Source organism: Streptomyces sp. NBC_00483 (genome assembly GCF_036013745.1).
Taxonomy (GTDB): domain Bacteria; phylum Actinomycetota; class Actinomycetes; order Streptomycetales; family Streptomycetaceae; genus Streptomyces.
Window position 1 is genome coordinate 8,427,963 of record NZ_CP107880.1, and the last position, 23,576, is coordinate 8,451,538.

At 69.6% G+C, this 23,576-nt stretch carries 20 protein-coding genes and 2 pseudogenes; 11 read left to right on the plus strand and 11 right to left on the minus strand.

Annotation, left to right across the window (positions count from 1 at the left end):
• Window positions 1–34: 34 nt before the first annotated feature.
• The 4 genes and pseudogenes from OHA73_RS37595 to OHA73_RS37610 form a co-directional block, all read left to right on the plus strand.
• Window positions 35–952 carry a hypothetical protein gene (locus tag OHA73_RS37595; protein ID WP_327657323.1) on the plus strand — a complete coding sequence of 306 codons (918 nt, stop codon included), beginning with the start codon at window positions 35–37 and terminating at the stop codon, window positions 950–952.
• Window positions 949–1,767, plus strand: a complete 819-nt coding sequence (locus OHA73_RS37600) for a hypothetical protein (RefSeq protein ID WP_327657324.1) — start codon at window positions 949–951, stop codon at window positions 1,765–1,767. Before OHA73_RS37595 ends, OHA73_RS37600 begins: the two co-directional genes overlap by 4 nt.
• A gap of 123 nt (window positions 1,768–1,890) precedes the next feature.
• A complete protein-coding gene (locus tag OHA73_RS37605; protein WP_327657325.1) occupies window positions 1,891–3,207 on the plus strand; it encodes an MFS transporter in 1,317 nt (438 codons plus the stop codon).
• A gap of 18 nt (window positions 3,208–3,225) precedes the next feature.
• A pseudogene (locus OHA73_RS37610) lies at window positions 3,226–3,327 on the plus strand (hypothetical protein); the annotation flags it as partial.
• A 133-nt stretch (window positions 3,328–3,460) separates the two neighbouring features.
• On the opposite strand, the gene OHA73_RS37615 reads toward OHA73_RS37610, so the two are convergent.
• From OHA73_RS37615 to OHA73_RS37625, 3 genes are all read right to left on the minus strand, one after another.
• Window positions 3,461–4,321: a hypothetical protein gene (locus tag OHA73_RS37615; RefSeq protein WP_267068248.1), complete on the minus strand. Its 861-nt coding sequence runs from the start codon at window positions 4,319–4,321 to the stop codon at window positions 3,461–3,463.
• A 239-nt stretch (window positions 4,322–4,560) separates the two neighbouring features.
• Complete coding sequence (locus tag OHA73_RS37620; RefSeq protein WP_327657326.1) at window positions 4,561–5,040, minus strand: hypothetical protein; 480 nt, start codon at window positions 5,038–5,040, stop codon at window positions 4,561–4,563.
• Window positions 5,034–5,627 carry a TIGR03086 family metal-binding protein gene (locus OHA73_RS37625; RefSeq protein WP_327657327.1) on the minus strand — a complete coding sequence of 198 codons (594 nt, stop codon included), beginning with the start codon at window positions 5,625–5,627 and terminating at the stop codon, window positions 5,034–5,036. The genes OHA73_RS37620 and OHA73_RS37625 overlap by 7 nt, the downstream gene beginning before the upstream one ends.
• A 116-nt stretch (window positions 5,628–5,743) precedes the next feature.
• Here OHA73_RS37625 and pdxR point away from each other — a divergent pair, with 116 nt between their 5' ends.
• Window positions 5,744–7,195: a MocR-like pyridoxine biosynthesis transcription factor PdxR gene (gene pdxR / locus OHA73_RS37630; protein ID WP_266722979.1), complete on the plus strand. Its 1,452-nt coding sequence runs from the start codon at window positions 5,744–5,746 to the stop codon at window positions 7,193–7,195.
• 100 nt (window positions 7,196–7,295) lie between these two features.
• Here pdxR and OHA73_RS37635 read toward each other — a convergent pair whose 3' ends face one another.
• Complete coding sequence (locus OHA73_RS37635; protein WP_327657328.1) at window positions 7,296–7,910, minus strand: TetR/AcrR family transcriptional regulator; 615 nt, start codon at window positions 7,908–7,910, stop codon at window positions 7,296–7,298.
• Between the two features lie 166 nt (window positions 7,911–8,076).
• Between OHA73_RS37635 and OHA73_RS37640 the strand changes: the two genes are divergently transcribed.
• The gene (locus OHA73_RS37640; protein WP_327657329.1) at window positions 8,077–8,850 is read left to right on the plus strand and encodes an SDR family NAD(P)-dependent oxidoreductase; all 774 of its coding nucleotides are present in this window, start codon (window positions 8,077–8,079) and stop codon (window positions 8,848–8,850) included.
• 218 nt (window positions 8,851–9,068) lie between these two features.
• Here the strand turns inward: OHA73_RS37640 and OHA73_RS37645 are convergent, their stop codons facing one another.
• Window positions 9,069–9,803: a dienelactone hydrolase family protein gene (locus tag OHA73_RS37645; RefSeq protein ID WP_327657330.1), complete on the minus strand. Its 735-nt coding sequence runs from the start codon at window positions 9,801–9,803 to the stop codon at window positions 9,069–9,071.
• A gap of 374 nt (window positions 9,804–10,177) precedes the next feature.
• Between OHA73_RS37645 and OHA73_RS37650 the strand changes: the two genes are divergently transcribed.
• From OHA73_RS37650 to OHA73_RS37665, 4 genes are all read left to right on the plus strand, one after another.
• A protein-coding gene (locus OHA73_RS37650; protein ID WP_443063197.1) for an IS5 family transposase occupies window positions 10,178–10,995 on the plus strand; the annotation gives its coding sequence in 2 pieces (ribosomal slippage) (window positions 10,178–10,507 and window positions 10,510–10,995; 816 coding nt in all).
• Between the two features lie 319 nt (window positions 10,996–11,314).
• Complete coding sequence (locus tag OHA73_RS37655; protein WP_327657331.1) at window positions 11,315–11,767, plus strand: hypothetical protein; 453 nt, start codon at window positions 11,315–11,317, stop codon at window positions 11,765–11,767.
• Between the two features lie 327 nt (window positions 11,768–12,094).
• Complete coding sequence (locus tag OHA73_RS37660; protein WP_327657332.1) at window positions 12,095–13,366, plus strand: VWA domain-containing protein; 1,272 nt, start codon at window positions 12,095–12,097, stop codon at window positions 13,364–13,366.
• Window positions 13,366–14,145, plus strand: a complete 780-nt coding sequence (locus tag OHA73_RS37665; RefSeq protein WP_327657333.1) for a hypothetical protein — start codon at window positions 13,366–13,368, stop codon at window positions 14,143–14,145. Before OHA73_RS37660 ends, OHA73_RS37665 begins: the two co-directional genes overlap by 1 nt.
• A 105-nt stretch (window positions 14,146–14,250) precedes the next feature.
• Here OHA73_RS37665 and OHA73_RS37670 read toward each other — a convergent pair whose 3' ends face one another.
• Genes OHA73_RS37670 through OHA73_RS37690 form a run of 5 tightly spaced genes read right to left on the minus strand, consistent with a single transcriptional unit; the run spans window position 14,251 to window position 21,747 of the window.
• Window positions 14,251–17,265, minus strand: a complete 3,015-nt coding sequence (locus tag OHA73_RS37670) for an alpha-mannosidase (RefSeq protein ID WP_327657334.1) — start codon at window positions 17,263–17,265, stop codon at window positions 14,251–14,253.
• A 46-nt stretch (window positions 17,266–17,311) separates the two neighbouring features.
• Entirely contained in the window at window positions 17,312–18,631 is a 1,320-nt protein-coding gene (locus tag OHA73_RS37675) for a sulfatase-like hydrolase/transferase (protein ID WP_327657335.1), read from the minus strand.
• Window positions 18,628–19,533 carry a carbohydrate ABC transporter permease gene (locus OHA73_RS37680; RefSeq protein ID WP_327657336.1) on the minus strand — a complete coding sequence of 302 codons (906 nt, stop codon included), beginning with the start codon at window positions 19,531–19,533 and terminating at the stop codon, window positions 18,628–18,630. The genes OHA73_RS37675 and OHA73_RS37680 overlap by 4 nt, the downstream gene beginning before the upstream one ends.
• Window positions 19,530–20,453 carry a carbohydrate ABC transporter permease gene (locus tag OHA73_RS37685; RefSeq protein ID WP_327657337.1) on the minus strand — a complete coding sequence of 308 codons (924 nt, stop codon included), beginning with the start codon at window positions 20,451–20,453 and terminating at the stop codon, window positions 19,530–19,532. The genes OHA73_RS37680 and OHA73_RS37685 overlap by 4 nt, the downstream gene beginning before the upstream one ends.
• 7 nt (window positions 20,454–20,460) lie before the next feature.
• Window positions 20,461–21,747 (minus strand): ABC transporter substrate-binding protein, encoded by a 1,287-nt coding sequence (locus tag OHA73_RS37690; RefSeq protein WP_327657338.1) that lies wholly within the window; start codon window positions 21,745–21,747, stop codon window positions 20,461–20,463.
• Between the two features lie 186 nt (window positions 21,748–21,933).
• Here OHA73_RS37690 and OHA73_RS37695 point away from each other — a divergent pair, with 186 nt between their 5' ends.
• On the plus strand, window positions 21,934–23,151 hold the full coding sequence (locus OHA73_RS37695; protein ID WP_327657339.1) for an ROK family transcriptional regulator: 1,218 nt from the start codon (window positions 21,934–21,936) through the stop codon (window positions 23,149–23,151).
• A gap of 305 nt (window positions 23,152–23,456) precedes the next feature.
• Here the strand turns inward: OHA73_RS37695 and OHA73_RS45850 are convergent.
• A pseudogene (locus OHA73_RS45850) lies at window positions 23,457–23,537 on the minus strand (integrase core domain-containing protein); the annotation flags it as partial.
• Window positions 23,538–23,576 lie beyond the last annotated feature (39 nt).

Below are 23,576 nucleotides of genomic sequence, written 5' to 3' on the forward strand. Positions count from 1 at the left end.
GCCCTGCGGCGCAGCGAAGCGGAAAGGCAACACCATGTCATCAGGAAAGATCGTCGCGGGGTACCTCGCCCCGCATCCGCCCCACCAGGTCTACGGTGAGAACCCGCCGCAGAACGAGCCGCGCTCCACGGGCGGCTGGGAGCAGCTGCGCTGGGCCTACGACCGGGCGCGCGCCACGCTGGAGGCGCACCGTCCCGACGTACTCCTCGTGCACTCGCCGCACTGGGAGACCCAGGTCGGTCACCATGTCCTCGGTGTGCCCAACCTCAAGGGCAAGTCCGTGGACCCCATCTTCCCGCACCTGTTCCGCTACAACTTCGACCTGAACGTCGACGTGGAGCTGGCCGAGGCCTGTTACGAGGAGGCGCGGTCGATCGGCCTCACCTCGAAGCTGATGACCAATCCGGACTTCCGGGTGGACTACGGGACCATCACCACGCTGCACATGATGCGTCCGCAGTGGGACATCCCGATCGTCGGGTTCAGCGCCAACAACTCGCCGTACTACCTCAAGACCGAGGAAGGTCTGGAGGAGATGGACCTCCTGGGCCGGGCGACGGCCAAGGCGATCGAGCGCACCGGACGGCGTGCCGTGGTCCTCGCGTCCAACACGCTCTCGCACTTCCACTTCAGCACCGAGCCCGAGCTGCCGGAGGACATGAGCCGCGAGTATCCCAAGACCGCCGAGGGATACCGCTGGGACATGCGGATGATCGACCTCCTGCGGCGCGGCGAGACCAAGGAAGCCGTGGCCCTGCTGCCGCGGTTCATCGAGGAGGCGGCCGCCGAGGTCAAGTCCGGGGGCTTCACCTGGATGCTCGCGGCCCTCGGATACCCGCAGATCCCCGCCGAGTTCCACGGCTACGGGACCGTCATCGGCACCGGCAACGCGATCATGGAATGGGACGTGGAGAACGCCTCCACCGCACTGGCAGGAGCGGCACGGTCATGAGCGTCGAAATCAAGTCCGCCTACCTCATCCCCGGCAGCCCGCTTCCGCTGCTCCAGCCGGACGCCGCGGGCCTGCGGCCGATCGTCGAGGGCCTGCAGAAGGCCCGCCGTTCGCTGGAGCAGCACGCACCGGACACCCTCATCGTCTACTCGGCCGGCTGGATGGCCGTCGTGGACCAGATGTGGCTGACCCGTCCCCACATGACGGGACGCTTTGTCGATCACACCTGGCACGAGTTTGGACACATCGACTGGAACCTCGACGTCGACGTACCTGTGGCCGAGACCGCGCTCGCCGCCACCGGTGAGTTCGGCGTCCGCTCCCGGGGCTGCGACTACGACGAGTTCCCCATCGACGCCGGCACCATCGTGCTCTCCCAGACCCTCAACGCCGAGGCCTCTGTGCCGACGGTGGTTACCACGAACAACCTGTACCACGACTGGGAGACCACCAAGCGGCTCGGTGCCGCGGCCGTCGCGGCGGCGGGCCGGCACGGACGCTCCGTGTCGGTGGTCGGCATCGGAGGCCTGTCGGGCTCGATCCACCGCCACGGCGTCGACCTCGACGAGGATCACATCGCCTCGCCCGAGGAGGACCAGGCGAACCGCCGCCTGCTCGACCTCATCACGAAGGCCGACACGGGCGCGCTGGAGCAGTACGTGCCCGAGTACGCGACCACCGCCCGCGCCGACATGGGCATGAAGCACCTCGCCTTCGTCCTCGGCGCCCTGGAAGACACGTACAGCAGCGCCGAAGTGCACGGCTACGGCCCGCTGTGCGGGGCCGGCGGCGCGGTCGTGGAGTTCACCCGGTAACTCCGGGCCCGGTAGTCCAGACCACAGAGAAGGGTTCGTCGCTCCGGTGACGAACCCTTCCGTGTCATGCCTCAGTCCCGCCCCGCCTCGTCCCGCCCTGCCTCGTCCGAACGAAGGAACAAGATGACCGCCATCGACACGGCCGGCAGCCTGCCCGCGACCGTCACCGCGAAAGAAGTGCGCCGGGTGGTCCTGTCGAGCTATCTCGGCAGCGTCCTGGAGTACTACGACTTCCTCCTGTACGGCATGGCCGCCGCGCTCGTCTTCGGCCCGGTGTTCTTCTCCGATCTCTCCCCTTCCGCGGCGACGATCGCCTCCCTCGGCACCTTCGCGGCCGGATACGTGGCCCGCCCGCTCGGCGGCGTGGTGTTCGGACACTTCGGCGACCGCATCGGGCGCAAGTCCATGCTCGTGCTCTCGATGACGGTGATGGGTGTCGCCTCCTTCCTCATCGGGCTGATACCGCCCGCGTCGGCGATCGGTTCGTGGGGCGCGGTCATCCTCGTCACGCTCCGGGTCCTGCAAGGCATCGCGGTGGGCGGTGAGTGGGGCGGCGCCACGCTGATGGCGCTCGAGCACGCCGAGCCCAAGAAGCGGGGCCTCATGGCGGCGTTCACCAACGCCGGCGCACCCAGCGGCGGTGTCCTGGGCACCCTGATACTCATGGCGTTCTCGACCCTGCCCGAGGACCAATTCCTGGCGTGGGGCTGGCGGGTGCCGTTCCTGCTGTCGGCCGTGATGCTGGCCATCGGCCTGTTCGTGCGATCCCGGGTCTCGGAGAGCCCGCTGTTCCAGGCCGCTCTCGACCAGGACGAGAAGCGCGACACCGCCCCGCCGCTCCTGGCAGTCCTGAAGAAGCCCAAGGTCGTCCTGCTGACCGCATTCGCCTGTCTGACGAGCTTCGCCCTGCAGTCGGCCATCACCGCCTTCGGCGTGACCTACGCGGTCGACCAGGGCACGCCCCGGTCCCAGGTGCTGCTCGGCTTCGCCGTCGGAAACTTCTGCGCCATCTTCGGTGTCCTCGCCTACGCACGGCTGTCCGACCGCGTCGGCCGACGCCCCGTCATGCTCTTCGGCTACCTCGCCGCGATCGCGCTCGTCTACCCCATGTTCCAACTCCTCGCCTGGGGTGGCTTCGTAGGCGCGATGCTGGCCTTCCTCCTCTTCAACCTCTTCCAGAACGCCGTCTTCGGCCCGATGGCGGCGTTCATCTCGGAGCAGTTCGGCACCGGCAGCCGCTACACGGGGGCGTCGCTGGGCTTCCAGCTGGCCACCCTGCTCGGCGGCGGCTTCACCCCGATGATCCTCGCCTCGCTGTCCGCTTCATCCGCCGGGTCGATCACCTCGGCGTGCGTGTTCCTCGCGGCCCTCGCGGCGATCAGCATCTGCTGCCTGCTTGCCGTCGGAGAGACGAAGGACAACGATCTCGCCGCGGGCTGAGGTCGGCTCTGCCGGTCACCGGCTCTGGAACTCGGCCCGGACAACGTGTGGGTCAACTGCGTGTGCCCCGGCCCGGTCGACACGGCCCTGCGGGCGCCGCGGCTGGGGATGGGCAGCTGAGGCACGGGCATGCCGAGCGGCTTCTACGTCGGGGGTGCGCACTGTCGGCCCCGACGACACGTCACGCGTGTCCCAGGTTGGTTCCCGGGCACAGAACTGACCCCCGGTTCCGGTGCCTGCTGCCAGGCGGCCGTCAGGCGGACTGAAGTTCGCCGATGAGCTGCGCGGCTTGCTTCCGCGCCGACTCCAAACGCGGGTCGGCCTCGTGGGCATACGGCCCCACGACCTTCGCGCAGAGGAACAGAGCCATCAGGCGCCCGGACCTGCTCTCCAGATCCGGCCGCCGCTCAAGCCAGACGCGCTCCGCGAGGGCCGGGACCGCGAGCGCGTTGCTCCACAGCGTGGCCGCGTCCAGCCCGCGCGGCGCCATCCCCCAGTCCTCCCAGTCGATGATGCAGAAGTCCGGCCCGGTGACGTTGGACCACGTCAAGTCGGCGTGTGCTGGGGCCCATTCGGGGATGGTGAGGTCGACCGCCTCCGTAAAGACCTGCCGGATAGTCGCCTCCACGAGGCCCTGAGCGATCGACTGGGTGTCCGGCGTCGCGATACGAGGGGTGAACTGCGCGGCAAGCGCATCCAACGACGTGTTCAGCCCGGCCCACCACGCGTCAGGCAACCCGGGGTCCTCGATCACCAGCGCCGCCTGCCCGACCGGTGGCGCGGTGACCAGTTCCGTCTCATCGGCCCGCCACATGACCGGCTCATCCTCGTCCAGCCAGGTCAATCCCGTGTGCCACCGCGGCATCGATACCCCGCACAAGGCAGCTGCCATCTCTGGTCCGTTGCCTCCCTGGGCCGCGATCCTGTGGAGAGACCGTCGCTCCACCCGCACCCAGGTGCCGCGGTCCGTGCGGCCACCGACCGACCGCCGCTTACGGATCACCGAGTCGCGTTCGAAACGGACCCGCAGGGACCGCTCCACCCGGTCGAGCACGTCATCGACCGGTTGAACGCGCAGATCAACCGGACGCGCAGGAGGCACCGACAGCGTCATGTCGGGACCGTAGCAAGCAGCAGGCCGGCGAGCTGGTCGATTCGGCGTCGGCCGCGCCCTGCCTGGCCACGGGCTATCCAACACTCGAACAGCGCCTCCGCCCGATCCTGTTCGTGAGCTGAGCTTGATCTTTAACCTCGGGTGACACCCGAGGTTAAAGATCAAGCTCAGGTCTGTCTCACTCGTGGGTCGGTCTGATTCTGTCTCGTGATCTTGGCCCATGAGCTGAGAACCCGTTGTCAGCCGCTCTGCCGTGGCGCCTCTCGAGCGGCACGGCAGCGATCGTCCGGCATCAGCCACGCCTCCGCATCCCGCCGGATCCGCGCCGCCTCGAAGCTCTCGTACTCCCGGATCACCGACCTGATCGTGCCTCGCTCGCGGTACTCGTCCATGATCGCGACATGCTCCGGCAAGCGTACGAACTCCGCCAGAGCCTGCCGCCCGGTCCACACCGAGACCGATCCGCAGCGCCGGGCCAAGGGCACGACCCACAACCACATGCCGATCGCTCCGTCGAGATGCGGCCAGCAGCGCCGCAGCGCGAAGCCGCGACGCGCGATGCCGGGCAAGTCTCGGTATGCGTCGCTGGTGAAGTCGGTGACGCTGACGATGAGCGGGCCGCTCCGGCGACCGGGGATGCCACGGTCGACGCCCTTCGCCTCGGCGCGGTCACCGAAGGAGTCTCCGGCCGGCCCCTGGCACCAGCGGCTCCTCAGCATGGCCCGGGCGTCCAGGACGGATCGCGGCCAAGCAGGGCCAGCAACCGGTCGCCCGGCGGGGCGTCGTCGGGGACGGCGATCCGTCGGCGGAATGCGGCACCGGCCCCGCGGCCCTCGTCCGGGACCAGGGCGGCGACGCGCATTGCGGCGGTAGTGAGTTCGGCGGAAGGTTCCCACGGGGCGTCGATCGTCACCGCGACGTCCCAGGCGTGCGCCACGTAGTCGAGCAGGTGGAAGCCGATCGCCATCCGTCCGGGGACAGCAAAGCCCTCGCCCACCTCCGGCAGCGCGAACCGCCGCTCCAGCACGTCGTCTTCCGCGAACGCCGCGGTGACCTCGCCCACCGACGCCTCATACGCTCCGGCCGGGTCTTCACCGAGGTCGCCGTCGTGCCATACGGCCCACGGCTCACCCGCGCCGCGGGCGGAGGCGGCGAACCCCTCGTTCTGGCTGACCAGATGGCGAACCAGCCCGTACAGGGTCCAGTCCGCGCACGGCGTCGCCAACCTCAAGTGGTCGGTCTTCACCCGGGAGACCACCTCCCCGGTCAGCAACAGCGCCTGGCGGTCCAGTCGTCGTATGTCCATGACCGGAGCGTAAGATCCCTCAGCGATTCAGTTCCAGAGCCAATATCCTGCCAAACGGTTGAGCCAATCCCCGGGCCGAAAGCCAACAACAGCTGAGCCGAAAGCGAAAAGCCGAGATGGACGTACACGTCAGGCTCGACGGGAAACGAGACCTGTCCGGCCAGATCTATCGCCAGTTGCGCACCGCGATCCACGACGGACTGCTACGGCCCGGCGATCCGCTTCCCCCGACCCGGGAGTTGAGCCGCCGCCTCGCGGTGGCCCGCAACACCGTCGGCGTCGCCTACGAACGGCTCGTCGCCGAGGGCTATGCGGACAGCAGGGTCGGCTCCGGGACCTATGTGCGTACGACGGGCCTGCCCACGCGCGAGGCCGCGACCGCCACCGACACCACAGGCTCGGGACTGCGTCCCCGCGCCCTGTGGGCGGGCCTGTCCCCATGGGCAGCCCCAGAGATCACAGGACCGACCACGGCGACCCACGACTTCCGGGTCGGCCTGCCGGACGCCCGGCTCTTCCCGTACGACGCCTGGCGTCCCCTGATCTCCCGGGAACTGCGCCTCTCGGCAACCGGGGCGGTCGGATACGGCGATCCATCCGGCCACGCCGGGCTGCGGACCGCACTCGCCCGGCACATCGGACTCTCCCGCGGCGTGCGGACCGGCCCGGACGACGTACTGGTGACCACCAGCACGCAGCAGGCCCTGGACCTCATCGGGCGGGTACTGCTCGAACCGGGCGACCGCGTAGCCGTAGAAGAGCCCGGCTACCCACCGGCCCGACTGCCGTTCCTGGCGCAGGGCGCCGAGGTCACGGGCATACCGGTGGACGCCGAGGGCCTGCTCGTGGACGCCCTCCCACCTGACACCCGCGCCGTGTACGTCACCCCCTCCCACCAGTTCCCGCTCGGCATGCCGATGTCCCTGCGGCGCAGAACGGCACTGCTGCGATGGGCGCGGCAGCACGGCGCCGCAGTGATCGAGGACGACTACGACAGCGAATTCCGGTTCGGCGGCCGGCCGGTCGAGACGCTGCACAGTCTGGACCGGGACGGACACGTCATCTACGTGGGGTCGTTCTCCAAGGTGATGCTGCCCTCCGTGCGCGTCGGCTTCCTGGTGGCGCCCGCCCCGTTGCGCACAGCACTGCGCACCGCCAAGTACACCGCCGACTGGCACACAGCGGTCCCCACACAGGCGGCGCTCGCCCGCTTCGTCGACGACGGGTTGCTCGCCCGGCACATCCGCCGGATGCAGCACACGTACGCGACCCGGCACCAAGCCATCACCCGCGCGCTCACCGATCACTTCGCGGACTTGGCCGAGCTGGTGCCGTCCGCCGCGGGCCTGCACGTGACGACGTTCACCCAAGGCCACCTCGCCGACCCTGACGCCCTCGCGGACCGAGCCGCCCGGGCCCGGGCATCCGGCGTAGCGGTCTACACCTTGGCGGAGGTCGCCGCGAACCGCTCCGCGCGCCCGGGCTTCGTCTTCGGCTACGGCTCGATCAGCGCGTCGGACATCAAGCCGGGCCTTCACTCCGTACTCGGCCCGCCCAAGGACTACTGAACGCGGAAGGAAACGCCTGCACACGGTTCAGCAGTGACGTAAGAACTCATCGGTGTCGATCACGCGAACCCTGCCTGTGTGACTCCCGAATTCGGATCCTTCATCTCTCGGGCACGGGGGAGACCTCTGGCCAGCAGTGCATCGCCTGGTCGATGACGGTGTTCAGCGCGGTGAGCGAGGCTCCGTCGCGGGCCTGGAAGGAGAGCCCGTTGAGGACGGTGGCGTAGAAGGCGGCCAGTCGTGCCGCGTCGGTGCCGACGGGGAGGTCGCCGTCTGCGATGCCGCGCTCGATGCGGCCCTGGATGGCTTCGCGGGTCTGCGTGCGCAGGCGGGCGAGCGTGTCGGCGACGTCCGCGCTGTCGGGAGTGGCGAGGGGGGCGGCCAGGATGACGAGGCAGCCGCGCGGGGTGGCCGGGTCGGTGTACGCGGCGGCGTTGTCGCGGAGCGCGGCCTCGACGGACGCGCGCGCCGTGGGCTGTTCGTCCAGGGCGCACCGGGTGTAGGAGCCCTCGGTGGCCGCGTACAGGGCGAGGGCCTCGCGGAAGAGTTCCTCCTTGGAACCGTACGCGGCGTACAGGCTGGGGGACTTGATGCCCATGGCGGAGGTCAGCGCGGCCATCGAGGCGCCCTGGTAGCCGTGTTCCCAGAAGACACGCAGCGCCTGCTCCAGGGCCCGGTCGCGGTCGAAGCCGCGGGGGCGTCCTCTGCTCGCCATCGCTTCACTCCCTGCCGCCGTCGGGGCGCCGGAGGGGGCCGGCGCCAATTTCTGTAACGCTCGGCAAATATAACCCTTGACCGGCCGGATCCTGGTGCGCACTATTACTGTGTCGATCGACACAGAATGTGGATCGGTGCCTGCCGACAACTTCAAGGGGTCCCGCATGTCCACTTCCAGCAGCCCGCGCTTCGACGGCAAGGTCGTCCTGGTCACCGGGGCGGGCTCCGGCATCGGCCGGGCCAGTGCACTCGCCTTCGCCGCACGCGGTGCCACCGTCGTGACCGCCGGCCGCGACACCGGCGCGCTCGCCGAGACCGTCCGGCTCATCGAGAAGGACGGAGGGACGGCGGACGCGATCCGCGCGGACGTGACCGACTCCGCCTCGGTCCAGGACCTGGTGTCGACCGTCGTCGCCCGGCACGGAGGCCTGCACATCGCCCACAACAACGCCGGCGTCCTCACCGCGCTCGGCCCGGTCGCCGAGGTCGACGAGGCTGAGTGGGACACGCAGTTGGCCGTGAACCTCACCGGCGTACTGCTGAGCATGAAGCACGAGATCCGGCACATGCGCGCGCACGGCGGCGGCGCCATCGTCAACACGTCCGCGAACATCGGTGCCCACCTGCGCTATCCGGGAATGGGTGCGTACGCGGCCTCCAAGGCCGCCGTCTCCGCGCTGACCCGGGCCGCCGCCCTGGACCACATCAAGGACGGCGTCCGCATCAACGCCGTCAGCCCGGGCGCCTCCCGGACACACATGTCGATGCGGCCCGGCGAGACCGAGACAGACCGTGATGAGCGCCTGGGCGCCACCATCCCGTTGGGGCGCCCGGCGGATCTCGACGAGATCACTGCCGCCGTCCTGTGGCTGGCCTCCGATGCGGCGAGCTTCGTCGTCGGCCATGATCTGGTCGCCGATGGCGGCGCCAGCGCCTGACACCGAACCCGCTGGGCAGGGGCAGGCCGCCTATTGGGACCTCAGCGCAACTCGCGCGGGCAACGCCACTGCCACGAGGGACGATCTCCGCAGCCCTCACGCACGCCCCGATCAAGCGCACCTGTGAACGCCCCGTGTAGCGAACGGGAGACGGCCAGCCGCACATGAGGGCGGTCGACCGTCGAAGCAGGCGGGGGCCCAAAGGCAGGCTCTGATCCCTACCCGCCGTTCAGGGTGCGCTCCAGCAGGGGCAGCAGCCGCTCCCAGTGCACCTTCAGTCCGGCCGCGCTGAAGGTCTCGGTGTCGGCCATGGTGAACCCGTGGACGGTGCCGGGATAGATCTCGGAGGTGTACGCGACCCCCGCGGCATCCAGCCCACGGTTGAGCTCGCCCAGCGCATCGGGCGTCAAGTCGCCCTCGGCGTGCCCGAGGTGGACCTGCGCGGTGACGGTCTCGAAGAGCCCGGGGCCGTCGACGCTGACAGGCGCGTGGAACGCGGCGAGGGCGCCGACCCGACCCGGATGGGCCGCGGCGGTACGCACGGCGTACAGCCCGCCGATGCAGTACCCGGTCACCCCGAGGGGCCCGGCGGCGACCTCGGCCTGGGCGCCGAGAAACCCGAGGTAGCCCTCGGCATCGCGCAGGACACGCTCGAGGGTGTGCGCCTGGATCAAGGGCATCACCGCGCCCATGACCCGCTCCCGGTCCCGCGCCCCGACGAACTCGGGAAGCTCGGCCACCGGCGCGGGCCCGTTTCGGTAGAAGACATTCGGCACGAGCACGTAGTACCCGTGCCCCGCCAACTCCGCGGCCATCTCCCGCAGTACGGGCCGAATCCCGAACCCGTCCGGGTACATCAGTACGCCTGGGTGCTTCCCGCCGCCCTCGGGGAAGGCGGCGAACCCGTCGGCCACGCCGTCCGCGGTCGGAATCTCCAGTGTCTTGACTGTCATGAACTCTCTCTTCGTCGTTGCCAGTTGAACCTGTGGTCAACACGACAAAGGTGGAGCTCGTGCAACGGGGCCCGCGTCGGCCCGTACGGCGCTCAGCGGAGCACCGGGTCACCGATCCGTGCGTGGCGCGAAGCCGTCCCGGTAGTCATGGTCGTGGAGCCTAGCCCACAGGATCAGCCTGACGCTACGGCTTCCACGGGCGGGCTACGTGGCCAAGGCCCGTTGGCTCACCAGGGGCTCAAAGACAGTCTCTGGCGGAGCGCGGCCGTCCTTCGGGTCGCCCCGGGCCCGCGGCGGCCACTGCCGCGACTTAAAGGCTCTAACAAAAGCTGCTGATCATGAGTGTTTCGGTCTGTCTGTCCGTAGGTCTGGTCATGGGAGAGCGTCAGTCGCGGCCATGGATCGTGTCGGACGAACTGTGGTCGATGATCGAGCCGTTGCTGCCGAAGCCGGGCCCGAAGAAGGTCGAGGGCAGACCACGGGTCCCGGACCGGCAGGCACTGTGCGGGATCCTCTTTGTGCTGCACACCGGCATCCAATGGGAGTACCTGCCGCAGGAGTTGGGCTTCGGCTCGGGCATGACCTGCTGGCGCCGGCTGGCCGCCTGGAACGAGGCGGGGGTGTGGGACGGACTGCACCTGGTGCTGCTGAAGAAGCTACGGTCGGCGGGCAAGCTGGACTGGTCCCGGGCGGTGATCGATTCCTCGCACGTGCGGGCCGCTCGGCGGGGCCCAAAAGCGGGCCGAGCCCGGTCGACCGCGCGCGGCCGGGCAGCAAGCACCACGTGCTCACCGACGGCCAGGGCATCCCGCTCGCCGTATCGCTGACCGGCGGCAACCGCAACGACGTCACTCAACTCCTGCCCCTGCTCGACAAGGTCCCCGCCGTGGCAGGCACGGTCGGACGGCCACGCAAGCGGCCGGACCTGTTGTTCGCTGACCGCGGCTACGACCACGACATCTACCGGCGCCAGGTACGACAGCGCGGCATCCGCCCGGTCATTGCCGAACGCGGTCAGCCGCACGGCACCGGACTGGGCACCTTCCGGTACGTGGTCGAGCGCACCATCGCGTGGCTGCACGGCTTCCGTCGTCTCCGCATCCGCTGGGAGCGGCGTGACGACATCCATGAAGCCTTCCTCGGGCTGGCCGCCTGCCTGATCACTCATCGGCACGTCCAACGCCTTTGTTAGCACCTCTTAATGGCAGGTATCTGTGGCGGTGGCCGGGTGCATCGGCAACCAGTGAGCATTCGGGCGCAGTTGGAGACTCCGTGGTGGCGCGGTGGAGGTCACTCGATTCGGTGGTCGCCCACGCATCGACGTTCAGTGAGCGGGTGGCGGGGACAAGGTGGCAGTGAGCCGCCTCCGGGGCTCTCGGGCTGGCGGTGCCGGGTGCGAAGGAGTGGGCAATTGAATCCGCGGGCCGCCGTCCGCGCATGCGACGACGGCGTGCGCCCCGCCGTCGCTGGGACGGGCCACTTCGACACCACTGCCGCGCACGGAGGCCGGGATGACGCGCTCCGCGGTTCACCGACCGTATCGACGCGACGTTCATCGACTGCTCCTCGCGGCCCGCGATCGTCTCCGGGCAGGGGAAGGTGATGATCGCGCAGGCCTCGCTGCAGTCTTGGCTCAGGCTGCGGATGGTTTCGATGACGCCGATCCACTGCAGGCGCCAGCGTCGTGGATCGTCCGTGAGGCAGCGGCTCTCCTGCTGCGGCATGCGGATCCCGACGGTCCTACGCGGCTGACGGACCCGGACCTGCTGCGCCATCTCGCCGTCCTGGACGGCCGTGCTGTAAAGGGGCTCGTGCGGCTGCTCGACGACGTGACCACCACGCTTTCAGTGCGCCCCGTTATCGAACTGGCCCTGCCGGAACCACCTCAGACAGACGGGACGGAACAGGACTACGACCGGCACGGTGAGCCCGGCCCCGGACGGTCGGGGGTGCAGCGTGGATGAGCAGGGTGAAGCGTCGGGAATCGGCCTGCAGTGCACCTCGCCGGCGACTGGGAAGCGGAGGCCGGCATGCTCGTGATCCTGGCAGGCGTGTACGGCCTCATCGCCGGGCTAGCGGGCCTGCGCGCTTCTCTGCGCTTCACCCGGAGGGGAGGCTGCGGACAGGTGCGAAGGCTGGGGGCCGAGCGAAAAGAAGGCGCACCGTCGTGAGTGACCGGCGCCCGGTCTCCCTTCGGCGATCGTGTCGGGCGACGCCTTGAGGTCCCCGTTGAAGTCACCGTTGAGGTCCCCGTTTTGGTCTTCTCCCGTCATGATCCATAAGATCCGCCGATGATCATCAGACAACGGCTGGCGGTGGGCCTGTGTGCTCTGTTCGCCGCCTTCGCCGTCGGCGGCCTGCCGCCCACCCAGGCGTATGCCGATGGAGCCGACGAAAGACCGGTGCCTCAGGTCGAACTCGTCCTGGACGCAAGCGGATCCATGCGCGCCCGCGACATCGACGGCGGCTCCAGGATGGCCGCGGCGAAGCAGGCGTTCAACGAGGTGCTCGACGCGACGCCCGACGAGGTGGAGCTCGGGATCAGGACGCTCGGGGCCAACTACCCTGGAGACGACCGGAAGACGGGCTGCAAGGACACCGAGCGGCTCTACCCGGTTGGCCCGTTGGACCGTACCGAGGCCAAGACGGCCGTGGCCACGCTTCAGCCCACCGGTTGGACGCCGATCGGTCCCGCCCTGCTCAAGTCCGCCGACGACTTCACGTCCGGCGCCGGCGCCAAGCGCATCGTCCTCATCAGCGACGGCGAGGACACCTGTCAGCCGCTCGACCCGTGCGAGGTGGCCCGCGAGATCGCCGCCAAGGGCATCGGTCTGACCATCGACACTCTCGGGCTTGTCGCCGACGTGAAGACGCGTGAGCAGCTGTCCTGCATTGCGGACGCGACCGGCGGCACCTACACCGCCGTGCACCACAAGAATCAACTTTCCGACAAGGTGGGACAGTTGGTCGACCGGGCGGCCGATCCGGTGACCACACCCGTGGCTGTCGACGGCGCCGCGCAGTGCGCCGACGCGCCGCAGCTCAAGGCCGGCCTCTACACCGACCGTGAGAAGTTCGGCGAGCATCGCTTCTACCGCGTCGACGTCGAACCGGGACAGGAGTTGCGCGCCTCGGTGAGCGTTGCGGCCGACCGTGCGGTCAACCAGGACTACGGTGTGCTGCTGCGCGCACTCACCACGAACGGCCGGGAGATCGTGCGCGGGCAGGAGGCGGGTGACGGGCGCACCGACGTCCTCTCGACAGGCTTGCGTTACCCGAAGCCCGAGCGCGACGACGACACGGACGAGACACGGGCGGAGTCGGTCTGCCTCCAGGTCTCGCACTCCTTCTCCGCGCCCGCCTCGGTGAAGACGACACCCGGCCTGCCGGTCGAGCTGACGGTCGACCTGGTGGACGGCCCGGACCAGGCGTCCGACGTGGCCGCGTTCGGGCTCGGCAACGGCTGGTGGCTACTGGCCGCCCTGGTCGTGGTCGGCTTCCTCGCAGGTGTGATCTGGGGCTGGCTCTCGCGCTGGCGTGTCGCTGTTTGGAGGACGAACTGATGCGGTTCGCAACGTTGTTGGGGCGTAGGAGACGGCTGGCCGGAGGTCTCCTGGGCGCCGCCACCGCACTGCTGGCGCTGGCCGGACCTGCCGCCGCGGACGAGAGTGACGGCACCGCCCAGAAGGCCCCGACGGAGGCAGGCACGTCGTTCCGTACGGCGGCGCAGACGCAGCAGGACCAGAAGGCCACGGCGAGTGCGTCGACGGGCGACTACCTGTACTGGTCGTTCCCGGCCGACGCCGGTCAGCGCCCGACGGTGAAGGCGACCGTCGAGCTGCCCGAGCCGCAGGCCCGGCACGGCGCGCAGACCTGGCGCATCGACGTCTACGACGGGCTGCGGCGCCGCCAGCCCTGCCAGTACGGCATGCAGGCACGTGCCGTTGAGGCCGGGGCTGACCGCGTGGAGCTCGCCTGCACGCTGCGTACGGTGCGGGCCTTGGCGGATGCCTGGAGCAACGCCCCGCTGCCCGGCACCTACTACGTCCGCCTCACGACGGCCTCGCTCGCCGACGCCGACCTGGGCCGGCCGGTGACGGCGTCGATGGAGGCCCACTCGAAGGACATCGGCGGCGCGGCGGCGGTCGACGGCAGCCTGTCCACCCCGCTGGTCCCGGGCACGACCGCCTCCGCCGAGCAGGCCGCACCGGCGGACGGTTGGGCCTCGGCCTGGTGGACGACCCGCTGGCTGTGGACGGCGGCGGGCGCGGTGCTCGCGGCGCTGGCGGGCATCGGAGGCTACGCGCTGACCCGAGGAGGAGGCCGCCCGGCGGGGGTCTGACAGGCCTCGGAAGCGACGCGCGACGGGAGGGCGGCGCCCTCGGTGCGGTCGGCGTTGATCTTTGGCGCGCGGCGTCAGGGGCATGGGCCCCTGACGCCGGGACGGTTACGCCTTGCGCAGTCGCAGCGTCACGATCTCGAAGGGACGGAGCGTGAGCTCGATCGGCTCGTCCTGCTCCCACCAACGTACCTGTACCGCACCGTTGTCGAGGCTCGCAGAGTCGCGCTCCAGGAGGTCGGTCGTCCAGGCGCGTGCGACGGCCTCCGACACGTCGACACGGGTGGTCGCCCGTCCGCCTCGTGCTTCGTAGAGACGCACGACGAGGTCGCCGGATCGGTCCTCGGCCAGCTTGACGGCCTCGACGACGACCGCGGGCGAGGTCACCGATACCAGAGGCGCCACCGCGCCCGCGCCGGTCACCGTGCGTACCGGGAGGTTCATCCGGTAGCCGGTGTCGAGGGCTTCGAGGACGGTGGGGGCCGGCCGCACTGCGGTGCGCAGCACATGGGTGCCCTGGTCGGCCTGCGGGTCAGGGAAGCGGGGTGCGCGCAGCAGCGACTGCCGTACGAGGGTGACGGTCGAGCCATCGGCGGCCCAGCGGCGGGTGATGTCGTGCCCGTACGTCGAGTCGTTGGCGACGGCCACGCCGAAGTCGGGTTCGCCGACGTGCACCCAGCGGTGGGCAGATGTCTCGAAGCGGGCCGCGTCCCAGGAGGTGTTGGAGTGCGTGGGGCGCTGCACGTGCCCGAACTGCACCTCGGACGAGGCGCGGTCGGCGTGCACGGCGAACGGGAAGGCCAGCTTGAGGAGCTTTTCCTGCTCCTTCCAGTCGACACGGGTTTCCAGTTCCAACTCGCGTGCGTGCGCCGCCAGTTGGAAGATCTGGGTGAACGTCGAGTTCTGGAAGGAGCGCCGTACGACGAGGCCTTCGGCGGTCGGCTCGACGGCGTCGGCCTCGCGCAGATCGGTGATGTTGTGGCGGTAGTGGACGTCGACGTCCCAGGCGTCCCACTGGTTGGGGGTGTCGCGGCAGACCTGGAGCAGCGCGGCGGCCTCCCCCTCGGCGATCAGTTCACGTCCGCAGGAGAGGTCGACGAGGGAGACGAGCAGGCCTGCCGTGTCGAAGGCGGCTCGGACGATGCCGTTGTCGAGGACCCAGCCGTCTTCCCCGACCGTGGGTGCGGTCCAGGCCGGGGCGCCGCCGGGAGCGGCGCCGAGCGCGGGGGCTCCGGCGGCGGCGACCGGCGCACCGTTGAAGACGACGGGGGTCTCGCCCGGGCCGGCGAGCGTCCGCTGCGCCTGTTCGATGACACCGTCCAGCGTCCGTGCCAGGGCCGCGTAGTCGCGTTCCGCCTCCTGGTACACCCAGGCGATCGAGGAGCCGGGCAGGATGTCGTGGAACTGCAGGAGCAGGACGGTCCGCCAGATCTCGTCGAGCGACTCGTAGGGGTAGTCGGCGAGGCCGCGCCACGCGGCGGTGGCGCTCCACAGTTCGGCCTCGCGCAGCAGGTGCTCGCTGCGGCGGTTTCCCTGCTTCGTCCTCGCCTGCGAGGTGTACGTGCCGCGGTGCAGTTCGAGGTACATCTCGCCGGACCAGGTGGCGGGCGCGGGATGGGTCTTCTTGGCGAGTTCGAAGAAGTGGCGGGGGGTGTCGACCTCGACGCGCGGCGAGCCCTCCAGGGACCGGGTGCGGGCGGCGGCCTCCATCATCTCGCGGGTGGGGCCGCCGCCTCCGTCGCCGAAGCCGAACGGGACGAGCGAGACGTTGGACAGCCCCTTCTCGGCGTACTGCCGCTCGGCGCGCGCCAGTTCGGCGCCGGAGAGCTCGGAGTTGTAGGTGTCGGCGGGCGGGAAGTGCGTGAAGATGCGGGTGCCGTCGATGCCCTCCCACCAGAACGTGTGGTGGGGCATCCTGTTGGTGTCGTTCCAGGAGATCTTCTGCGTGAGGAACGCGTCGGCGCCCGCCGCTCGGGCGATCTGCGGCAGCGCCGCGCTGTAGCCGAAGGAGTCGGGCAGCCACACGTCCTGGGGCTCGAAGCCGAACTCGCGCTGGAAGAAGCCCTTGCCCTGGACGAACTGGCGGGCGAGCGCCTCGCCGCCGGGCAGGTTGGTGTCGGACTCGACCCACATGCCGCCCACGGGGACGAAGCGGCCCTCGGCGACCCGCGCGCGGGTCCGTTCGAACAGCTCCGGGTAGTGCTCCTTGACCCACGCGTACTGCTGGGCGCTGGAGCAGGCGAACACGAACTCCGGATTCTCGTCCATGAGGGCGAGCACGTTGGAGAAGGTGCGGGCGCACTTGCGGATGGTCTCGCGGGTCGGCCACAGCCAGGCCGAGTCGATGTGCGCGTGGCCGACGGCGACGACCCGGTGGGCGCTCGCGCTCGCAGGTGCGGCGAGAACCGCGGCGAGCGTCTCGCATCCGGCGGTCGCGGTCTCGGCGACGCGGTCGGGATCCACGACGTCGCACATCCGCTCCAGAGCGCGCAGGATCTCCGCGCGGCGCGGCAGCGACGCCTCCAGCTCGCTCATCAGGCCGACCAGGGTCCACACGTCGCGCAGCAGGGCGTCGACGGTGAGGTCCCGTTCGACGAGGTCGACCCGGCGCAGCGTGTAGATCGGGTCGTTGCCGGCGGTCTTCTTGTCGCCCAGCGGAGTCGGCAGGTAGAAGTGGTGGCCGCCGACATCGGGGTTGGAGGCGCCCTCGATGTACAGGTCGACAGGTCCCGGGCCGACGGGGATCGCGTTGTTGAGCGGTTCGAGGCCCTTGGCGATGGTGCCGTCCGGGCGGTAGACGAGGCCCTCGGCCTGGAAGCCCGGCTGGCGGTCCGAGAAGCCGAGGTCGACGACGAGCTCCAGAGCGAGGCCGGGCCCGCCCCAGTCGGCGGGGATGTCGCCGGTGACGTGGAACCAGGTGGTGCCCCACGGCCTGCTCCACGGTGTACCGGGTGTGATCGGCGCGTACTCCTGCTTGACGGCCTCGGCGAAGGGGACGGGCTCGTCGGGCACGTCCCACGCCGTCACGTCGAGAGCGAGGTGTCGGCGTTCCAGGGCCGGGGCGATGCGCTCACGGACGAAGCGCTCGACGCGCGACTCGATCTGCGCGGTGCTGTCGTGCATCAACTCTCCATAAGAAGAAGGCTGTTGGACGCGTGCGGGAGGGTGGCTACACCGTGGCGGCGGCCGCGCGGCTCCAGTCGGCGCAGCGCTTGCCCCACCGCTCGACCTCCGCGCGCATCTCCTCGAAGCGTTCGGGGTGGGTGGGCGCCAGGTTGTGCTCCTCAGCGGGGTCGGCGTCGAGGTCATAGAGGCCTTCGGCCACGGCGACGGCCTCCTCCATGCTTTCGCAGCCGTTCAGGACGGCCTTCCAACGCCCCAGGCGACCGGAGAGCTGACCCTCGTACTTCCAGAAGTGCCAGCGGTCGGGTCCGGCCTCGCCCGCCGCCAGTTCGGCGAGCACCGAGCGGCCGTCGAGGTTCTCGTCGATCGGCTGTGTGCCGTCGACGGCTTCGAGGACGGTGGGCAGCACGTCGGACATGCAGCCGACGACGGCGCCGTCGCCGCCCGACGGGAGGCCGGCGGGCCAGGAGATGATCGTGGGTACGCGGACGCCGCCCTCGAACAGCGAGCCCTTGTGGCCGCGCAGACCGCCGGCCGAACCGCCGTCGTAGGAGATCTCCTCGCCGTCGAGCCAGTTGCGCTCCTCGATGGAGGGGCCGTTGTCGGAGGAGAAGAGAACGAGTGTGTTCTCGCGCAGCCCCAGGCGGTCCAGGGTGGCGAGGATTCCGGCGATCGCGTCGTCCATGGCCTTCACCATGGCGGCCATCATCTGCCGCCCGGCCGGCAGGTGCGCGAACTGGGCCACGTACTCCGCGGGGGCGTGCATCGGATAGTGCGGTGCGTTGAACGGGACGTAGCAGAGGAAGGGGTTCTCCGCGTTGCGCTCGATGAAGTCGGCGGCGCGGTGACCGATCACCGTGGTGAGGTACTCGCCGTTGTACCAGACCTCGTCCTCGCCCTCCCACAGGTCGTGCAGGGGGTTGTGATCGCCCCAGTAATAGATGTGGGAGTAGTAGTCGACGCAGCCGGCGAGGAATCCGAAGTGTTCGTCGAATCCCCGCTTGAGGGGCCCGTACTCGGGGTCGACGCCGAGGTGCCACTTGCCGAATATCCCGGTCGCGTAGCCGCGCCCTCGCAACTCGCTCGCGAGGGTGGGCTGGTCGGGCAGGCCGACGGTGCGCCGGGTGCCGCCGAGGATCGCCTCGACTCCGGCGTGCGCGGGGTGGCGCCCGGTGAGCAGGGAGGCCCGGGACGGAGAGCAGACAGGGGAGTTCACGTACCACTGCGGCAGGCGCACGCCGGAGGCGGCGAGACCGTCGAGGGCGGGTGTGTCGAAGTCGTCGGCGCCGAAGCAGCCGAGGTCTCCCCAGCCAAGGTCGTCGGCGTAGATGACGACGACGTTCGGGCGGTCGGTCGGTGTTGTCATTCCTTGACGCTCCCAGCAGCCATTCCGGCGACGAGTCGTTTCTGTGCGAAGGAAAAGAGCACGATGGTCGGGACCGTGGCCACTGTGGCGGCAGCCATGATCATTCCCCAGTCGCTGGCGTACTCCCCGAAGAACGAGGAGAGCCCGACCTGGACGGTCTTGTGGTCGTTGCTTGTCATCAGCACGCTGGAGAAGAAGTACTCCTCCCATGTCGCGATGAACGTGGTGATGACCACGGTGGAAATGCCGGGCAGCGCGACCGGCACGATGACCCGGAAGATGACGCCGACTGTCGAGCAGCCGTCGATGCGTGCCGCCTCGTCCAGGGCGAGCGGGATGGTGTTGAAGTAGCTCAGCGTCAGATAGATCGCGAGCGGCAGTGTCATCGCGACGTAGACGAGGGTCAGACCCACGTACGAGTCCAGTAGGCCGAGCTCGCCGAGCGCGATGTACATCGGCGTGATCAGCACGACGAAGGGCAGGAGCTGCGTCGCGAGGACCACCATCAGGATCGAGCCGCGCAGCCGGAAGCGGTAGCGGGACAGCCCGTACGCGGCGAGGCAGGCGAGCACCACGGTGCAGGCGGTGCTCGCGACGGAGACCAGGAGGCTGTTCGCGAGGTAGCGGCCGAAGTCGGAGTCGGCGAACAACCGCTGGTAGGCGCCGAAGCCCAGGCCGTGCAGGTACTCGCCGATCGGCACCTTCGCGGCGAGCGCCGTCGAGGGCCGCAGGGAGGTGAACACCATCCACAGCACCGGAAAGACGATCACCAGCAGGATCGCGAGGGTCGGAACGACCACCAGCAGGTCGCGGGCCCGGCGGCCCGAGGCGCGGGGGCGGACGGCCGCTCGGCCGGAGGCGCCGGCCGTCGTGGTCGGCCGTGTCGTGACGTCGGTGGTCATGCGGACCGCCCCTCTCGTTCTCCGGTCATCCGCAGGTACACCATCGCGAACAGAGCCATCACCAAGGTCATGACGATGCCGATCGCGGCACCCTCCCCGAGATGATTGGAGACGAACGCCGCCGAATACAGGCGGGTGGCGAGGACCTGGGTGTACGTACCGGGGCCTCCGGCGGTGGAGAGCCACACGTAGACGAAGTTGTTGAACGTCTGGATCACGGTCATCAGGACGACGATCACCATGACGGGGCGCAGGCCGGGCAGGGTGATGTACCGGAAGGACTGGAAGCGGCCCGCCGAGTCGAGGGCGGCGGCCTCGTACCGCTCTTTGGGTATGGACTGCAGGCCCGCCATCAACACGACGATGACAAAGGGCAGTTCGCGCCAGATGATGATGGTGGCCACGGCCCACCACGCCGTGCTCGTCTGCGCGAGGAACGCCTCGCCGTGCGGCAGGATGTGCAGGGCGACCAGGAACTGGTTGAGGACCCCGGTGTCCGCGTCGAAGATCCACTTCCAGCAGGCCACCGCCACCACGGGCGGCACCATCCAGGGGACCAGGACGAGGGTGCGGCTCAGGCCCCGCATTCGCCAGCGCTCCAGGACCGGGCTCTGCAACAGCAGGGCGAGTCCCAGGCCGATCGCGAGCCGGGCCACCACGGTGACGACGGTCAACCAGACGACCGTGTTGAACGTGGCGGAACCGGTCTCCGGATCCTGGAAGAGCTTCACGAAGTTGTGGAAGCCCACCCACTTGGCATCGCTCGGCAGGTCGTAGGGGGTCAGTTTCTGGAAGGCCAGCACCACGTTGTAGATGCCGGGGAAGAGGAAGAGGACGCCGATGACAATGAGCGCCGGGAGCGTCAGCGCGTAGGGGAGGCGGTTGGCCGAACGGGGAGCGTCGGTCTTACGGGAAGCCATCGGGCGCTCAGTCCTCCAGTGCCTGGTCGAGGCCGTCGAGGATCGTGCCCGCCGCGTCCTCGCTGGATCGCTGGCCGGAGTAGACGGCCGAGAAGTTCTGGTCCACCACCTCCTGGAACGAGGTGATCGTCGCGCCCGACCCCAGATAGCGTCCGAACGAGCGGGCGTGCGGCAGCTGGTCGGTGTAGGCCTTCTGCGACGCCGGTACGTCCACGGTCTCGAGCGTCGTCTTCGACGCCGGGAGCTGGTCGTAGGTCTTGAACGTCGTGGCGCTCATCAGGTACTTGACCACCTTCCACGCCGCGCCGGGGTGCGCGGTGTTGCGGTTGATCCCGAGCGCGCGGCCGCCGAGGTGCGTGGCGCCGGTCTTCAGCCCCTCGGGCATCACGGCGGCCCTCAGCTCCGTGCCCGATTTCTTGGCCTGCTGCCGCAGGGGTGCGAACGTGGACGGCGGCAGATAGCTCATCGCGCAGCTGCCGCGGGCGAGGCCGTTGACGATGGTGGGGTCGCTGTAGTCCTGCACCGCCTTGTTGCCGGCGGGGGTGGCGCCGGAGCGGAACAGGCCGGCGAAGTAGTCGATCGTGCGCGTCAGTTGGCGACGCGAGACGCCGGTTGTCCAGTTGCCGTCCGCGTCCTTCTTCACGAGCGTGCTGCCGTGCGACCAGAGGAAGTAGTTGATGGCGAACCACTGGGCGCTCGTGACGGACCCCGAGCCGGGGAAGCAGAACCCCTTGGTCGCGCCGGAGCCGTGTGCGCTGATCCGTTTGGCGTCGGCGGCCAACTCCTCCCACGTCGTGGGCGGGTGGGTGATGCCGGCGTCGGCGAGCGCCTTCGGGTTATGGACCAGGGCCATGGTGTCCGCGGTCCAGGGCATGGCCCAGGTCTTGCCCTCGAATCGGGTCGCGTCCGTGGCGAGGAGGCCGCTCGCGCCGGCCGGCGGATCCTTGTCGAGGTAGGAGTCCAGCGGCAGCAGGATCCTCGGCCTGGCCAGGAACTGGACGTCGCTGTAGCCGATCTGGTCGATGTCGGGGCCCGAGCCCGAGTTGGCCTCGCGTGCGAACTGCTGCACGTTGTTCGGGCTGAGCGTCTCCAACTCGACCTGGATGTGCGGGTGGCGCTCGTTCCAGGTGTGGATCGCGGCGGCGAGTCCCTTGGTCTCGCTCTCCGGGTCGAACTGCCGCAGCACCAGTTTCACCGGGCCGGAACCCGAGTCCGACCCGGAGCCCGAGCAGGCAGTGAGCGGGGCGACGAGGCAGAGCGCCAGGGCGGCCAGCGTCGGTTTCGGCAGTTTCATGATGCCTCTCCCTTGAAGATCATCACTGCGCGGCGGATGCTGGAAGCTAACACAATCAATTTGATTTGTACGAGCCCCAGTTGGTGCTTCCCGCCCCGACCTGCTGGTTTCTCATCTAGGATCTGGCGCACCCCGCGCACCGTTGCGGATCAAGGATGTTCGGCCCCCGTGGAGGTGCAGATCAGGATGGAACGACGTGGCTCCAACCTTCCGCGCGTCGGCGACTACAACCAGCTGCTCGTGCTGGACCTGGTGCGGCGCGGCGCGTGCATCAGTCGCGTCGAACTCACGCGGCGCACCGGCCTGTCGGGGCAGACCGTCTCCAACATCTGTGCGCGGCTCGTCGGCGCCGGACTCATCGAGCCCGCGGGGCGCACGGAGGTCGAGACCGGGGCGCGCAGGACGATGTTCAGGGTGGTGCCCGGCGGCCGGTACTCCGTCGGCCTGCACATCGACCCGGCCCGGATGACGGCGGTCCTGCTGAACCTTGCCGGAGAGGTGGTGGACCGGGCCTCCATCGCCACCCCGACCACGGACGGCCCCGAGGATGCGCTGGACGCGATCGTCGACGCCGTCGACGACCTCGCGCGCCGCAACCGGGTCCCACGCCAGCGCCTTTCGGGCCTCGGTGTCTCAACCCCCGGTCCAGTCCTGGCCGATGCTGTCGTCGGGCCGCCCAACCTGCGGGGCTGGGGCGTGGTGCGCCTGCGCGAGGAACTGGAGCGACGCACCGGCCTCCCCGTCGTGTTGGAGAAGGACACCATCGCCGCGGCCACGGGTGAACTCTGGGCGGGCGGCGGCGCGTTCACTGACTTCGCCTTCGTCTACCTGGGCACCGGAATCGGCGCGGGCGTCGTTCTGGACGGCGAGGTGAAACGCGGCTCCTCCAACAACCTCGGCGAGATCGGCCACCTCAGCGGCGACCCCGACGGCCCGCGATGTTCCTGCGGCGGCCGCGGCTGCATCGCGCTCACTTGCGCGCCGGCCCATTTGGTCGCGGCCGCCGTCGATCTCGGCGCACTCGCCCCTGTCGATCTCCAGGACCATCTCGGCGTAGAGACCGCACTCACTCGACTCTGCGCGCTCGCCGACGCCGGTGACGCGAATTGCACAGCCATCGTCGAACGGTCGGCGCGAGCCATCGGCCGCGCGGCGGGCCAGCTCGCGAACGTCCTGGATCTCGCCACGGTCGTGCTCGGCGGACCCAACTGGTCTGCCCTGTCCGCCATTTACCTCAGGGTGGTCCCTCCCATCGCCGCGTCCTTGCTGACGGTCGGCAACGTCCACGGTGTCCAGGTGTGCGGCACGACGCTGGGCGAGGACGGCGGGGCGATCGGGGCGGCGTCTCTGGTGATGTCGTCGATGGCCTCCGCACGGTCGGAGCGGTTGTTTCTTCCTGGGTGATCGGCGGTGCGGTCGGAGGCGAGTGGACCGGGGGAGCCCTGCCGGCTCCCCGCCGACGCATTCCGGCGCGACGCCGAGGGACGTGTCCGGCACATGCAAATCGTGTGCCGCTCGAGAACTCATCGCTGCTGGTCAAGCGGAACTCTGCGCCTGCCGAGAACTCCCCGCGACGGATTTCTCAAGTTTGTCCCTGTGCGTGCCGAAACCCCGTCCAGCCAGGTCGGGCCGCTGAGCGGTGGTACTCGTGGAGGATGCCTCCGAGGCGGTCGCGGTGGCGGATGTCGAGGTGGGTGTGCGGGATCGGGTCCGTGCTTGATGCCGAGGGTGGTGAGCTCGCCGTGGATGCGGCGGTAGCCCCAGGACGGGTTTTCGCCGGCCAGGCGCAGGCCGGCTCATCTGCCGGACGCCCTGACGATCCTCCGCGC

What these genes read in the sequence shown, in the direction of transcription:
- OHA73_RS37595 (WP_327657323.1), top strand. Translation starts at nt 35, where the DNA reads ATGTCATCAGGAAAGATCGTCGCGGGGTACCTCGCCCCGCATCCGCCC.
- OHA73_RS37600 (WP_327657324.1), top strand. Translation starts at nt 949, where the DNA reads ATGAGCGTCGAAATCAAGTCCGCCTACCTCATCCCCGGCAGCCCGCTT.
- OHA73_RS37605 (WP_327657325.1), top strand. Translation starts at nt 1,891, where the DNA reads ATGACCGCCATCGACACGGCCGGCAGCCTGCCCGCGACCGTCACCGCG.
- OHA73_RS37615 (WP_267068248.1), bottom strand. Translation starts at nt 4,321, where the DNA reads ATGACGCTGTCGGTGCCTCCTGCGCGTCCGGTTGATCTGCGCGTTCAA.
- OHA73_RS37620 (WP_327657326.1), bottom strand. Translation starts at nt 5,040, where the DNA reads ATGCTGAGGAGCCGCTGGTGCCAGGGGCCGGCCGGAGACTCCTTCGGT.
- OHA73_RS37625 (WP_327657327.1), bottom strand. Translation starts at nt 5,627, where the DNA reads ATGGACATACGACGACTGGACCGCCAGGCGCTGTTGCTGACCGGGGAG.
- pdxR (WP_266722979.1), top strand. Translation starts at nt 5,744, where the DNA reads ATGGACGTACACGTCAGGCTCGACGGGAAACGAGACCTGTCCGGCCAG.
- OHA73_RS37635 (WP_327657328.1), bottom strand. Translation starts at nt 7,910, where the DNA reads ATGGCGAGCAGAGGACGCCCCCGCGGCTTCGACCGCGACCGGGCCCTG.
- OHA73_RS37640 (WP_327657329.1), top strand. Translation starts at nt 8,077, where the DNA reads ATGTCCACTTCCAGCAGCCCGCGCTTCGACGGCAAGGTCGTCCTGGTC.
- OHA73_RS37645 (WP_327657330.1), bottom strand. Translation starts at nt 9,803, where the DNA reads ATGACAGTCAAGACACTGGAGATTCCGACCGCGGACGGCGTGGCCGAC.
- OHA73_RS37655 (WP_327657331.1), top strand. Translation starts at nt 11,315, where the DNA reads ATGACGCGCTCCGCGGTTCACCGACCGTATCGACGCGACGTTCATCGA.
- OHA73_RS37660 (WP_327657332.1), top strand. Translation starts at nt 12,095, where the DNA reads ATGATCATCAGACAACGGCTGGCGGTGGGCCTGTGTGCTCTGTTCGCC.
- OHA73_RS37665 (WP_327657333.1), top strand. Translation starts at nt 13,366, where the DNA reads ATGCGGTTCGCAACGTTGTTGGGGCGTAGGAGACGGCTGGCCGGAGGT.
- OHA73_RS37670 (WP_327657334.1), bottom strand. Translation starts at nt 17,265, where the DNA reads ATGCACGACAGCACCGCGCAGATCGAGTCGCGCGTCGAGCGCTTCGTC.
- OHA73_RS37675 (WP_327657335.1), bottom strand. Translation starts at nt 18,631, where the DNA reads ATGACAACACCGACCGACCGCCCGAACGTCGTCGTCATCTACGCCGAC.
- OHA73_RS37680 (WP_327657336.1), bottom strand. Translation starts at nt 19,533, where the DNA reads ATGACCACCGACGTCACGACACGGCCGACCACGACGGCCGGCGCCTCC.
- OHA73_RS37685 (WP_327657337.1), bottom strand. Translation starts at nt 20,453, where the DNA reads ATGGCTTCCCGTAAGACCGACGCTCCCCGTTCGGCCAACCGCCTCCCC.
- OHA73_RS37690 (WP_327657338.1), bottom strand. Translation starts at nt 21,747, where the DNA reads ATGAAACTGCCGAAACCGACGCTGGCCGCCCTGGCGCTCTGCCTCGTC.
- OHA73_RS37695 (WP_327657339.1), top strand. Translation starts at nt 21,934, where the DNA reads ATGGAACGACGTGGCTCCAACCTTCCGCGCGTCGGCGACTACAACCAG.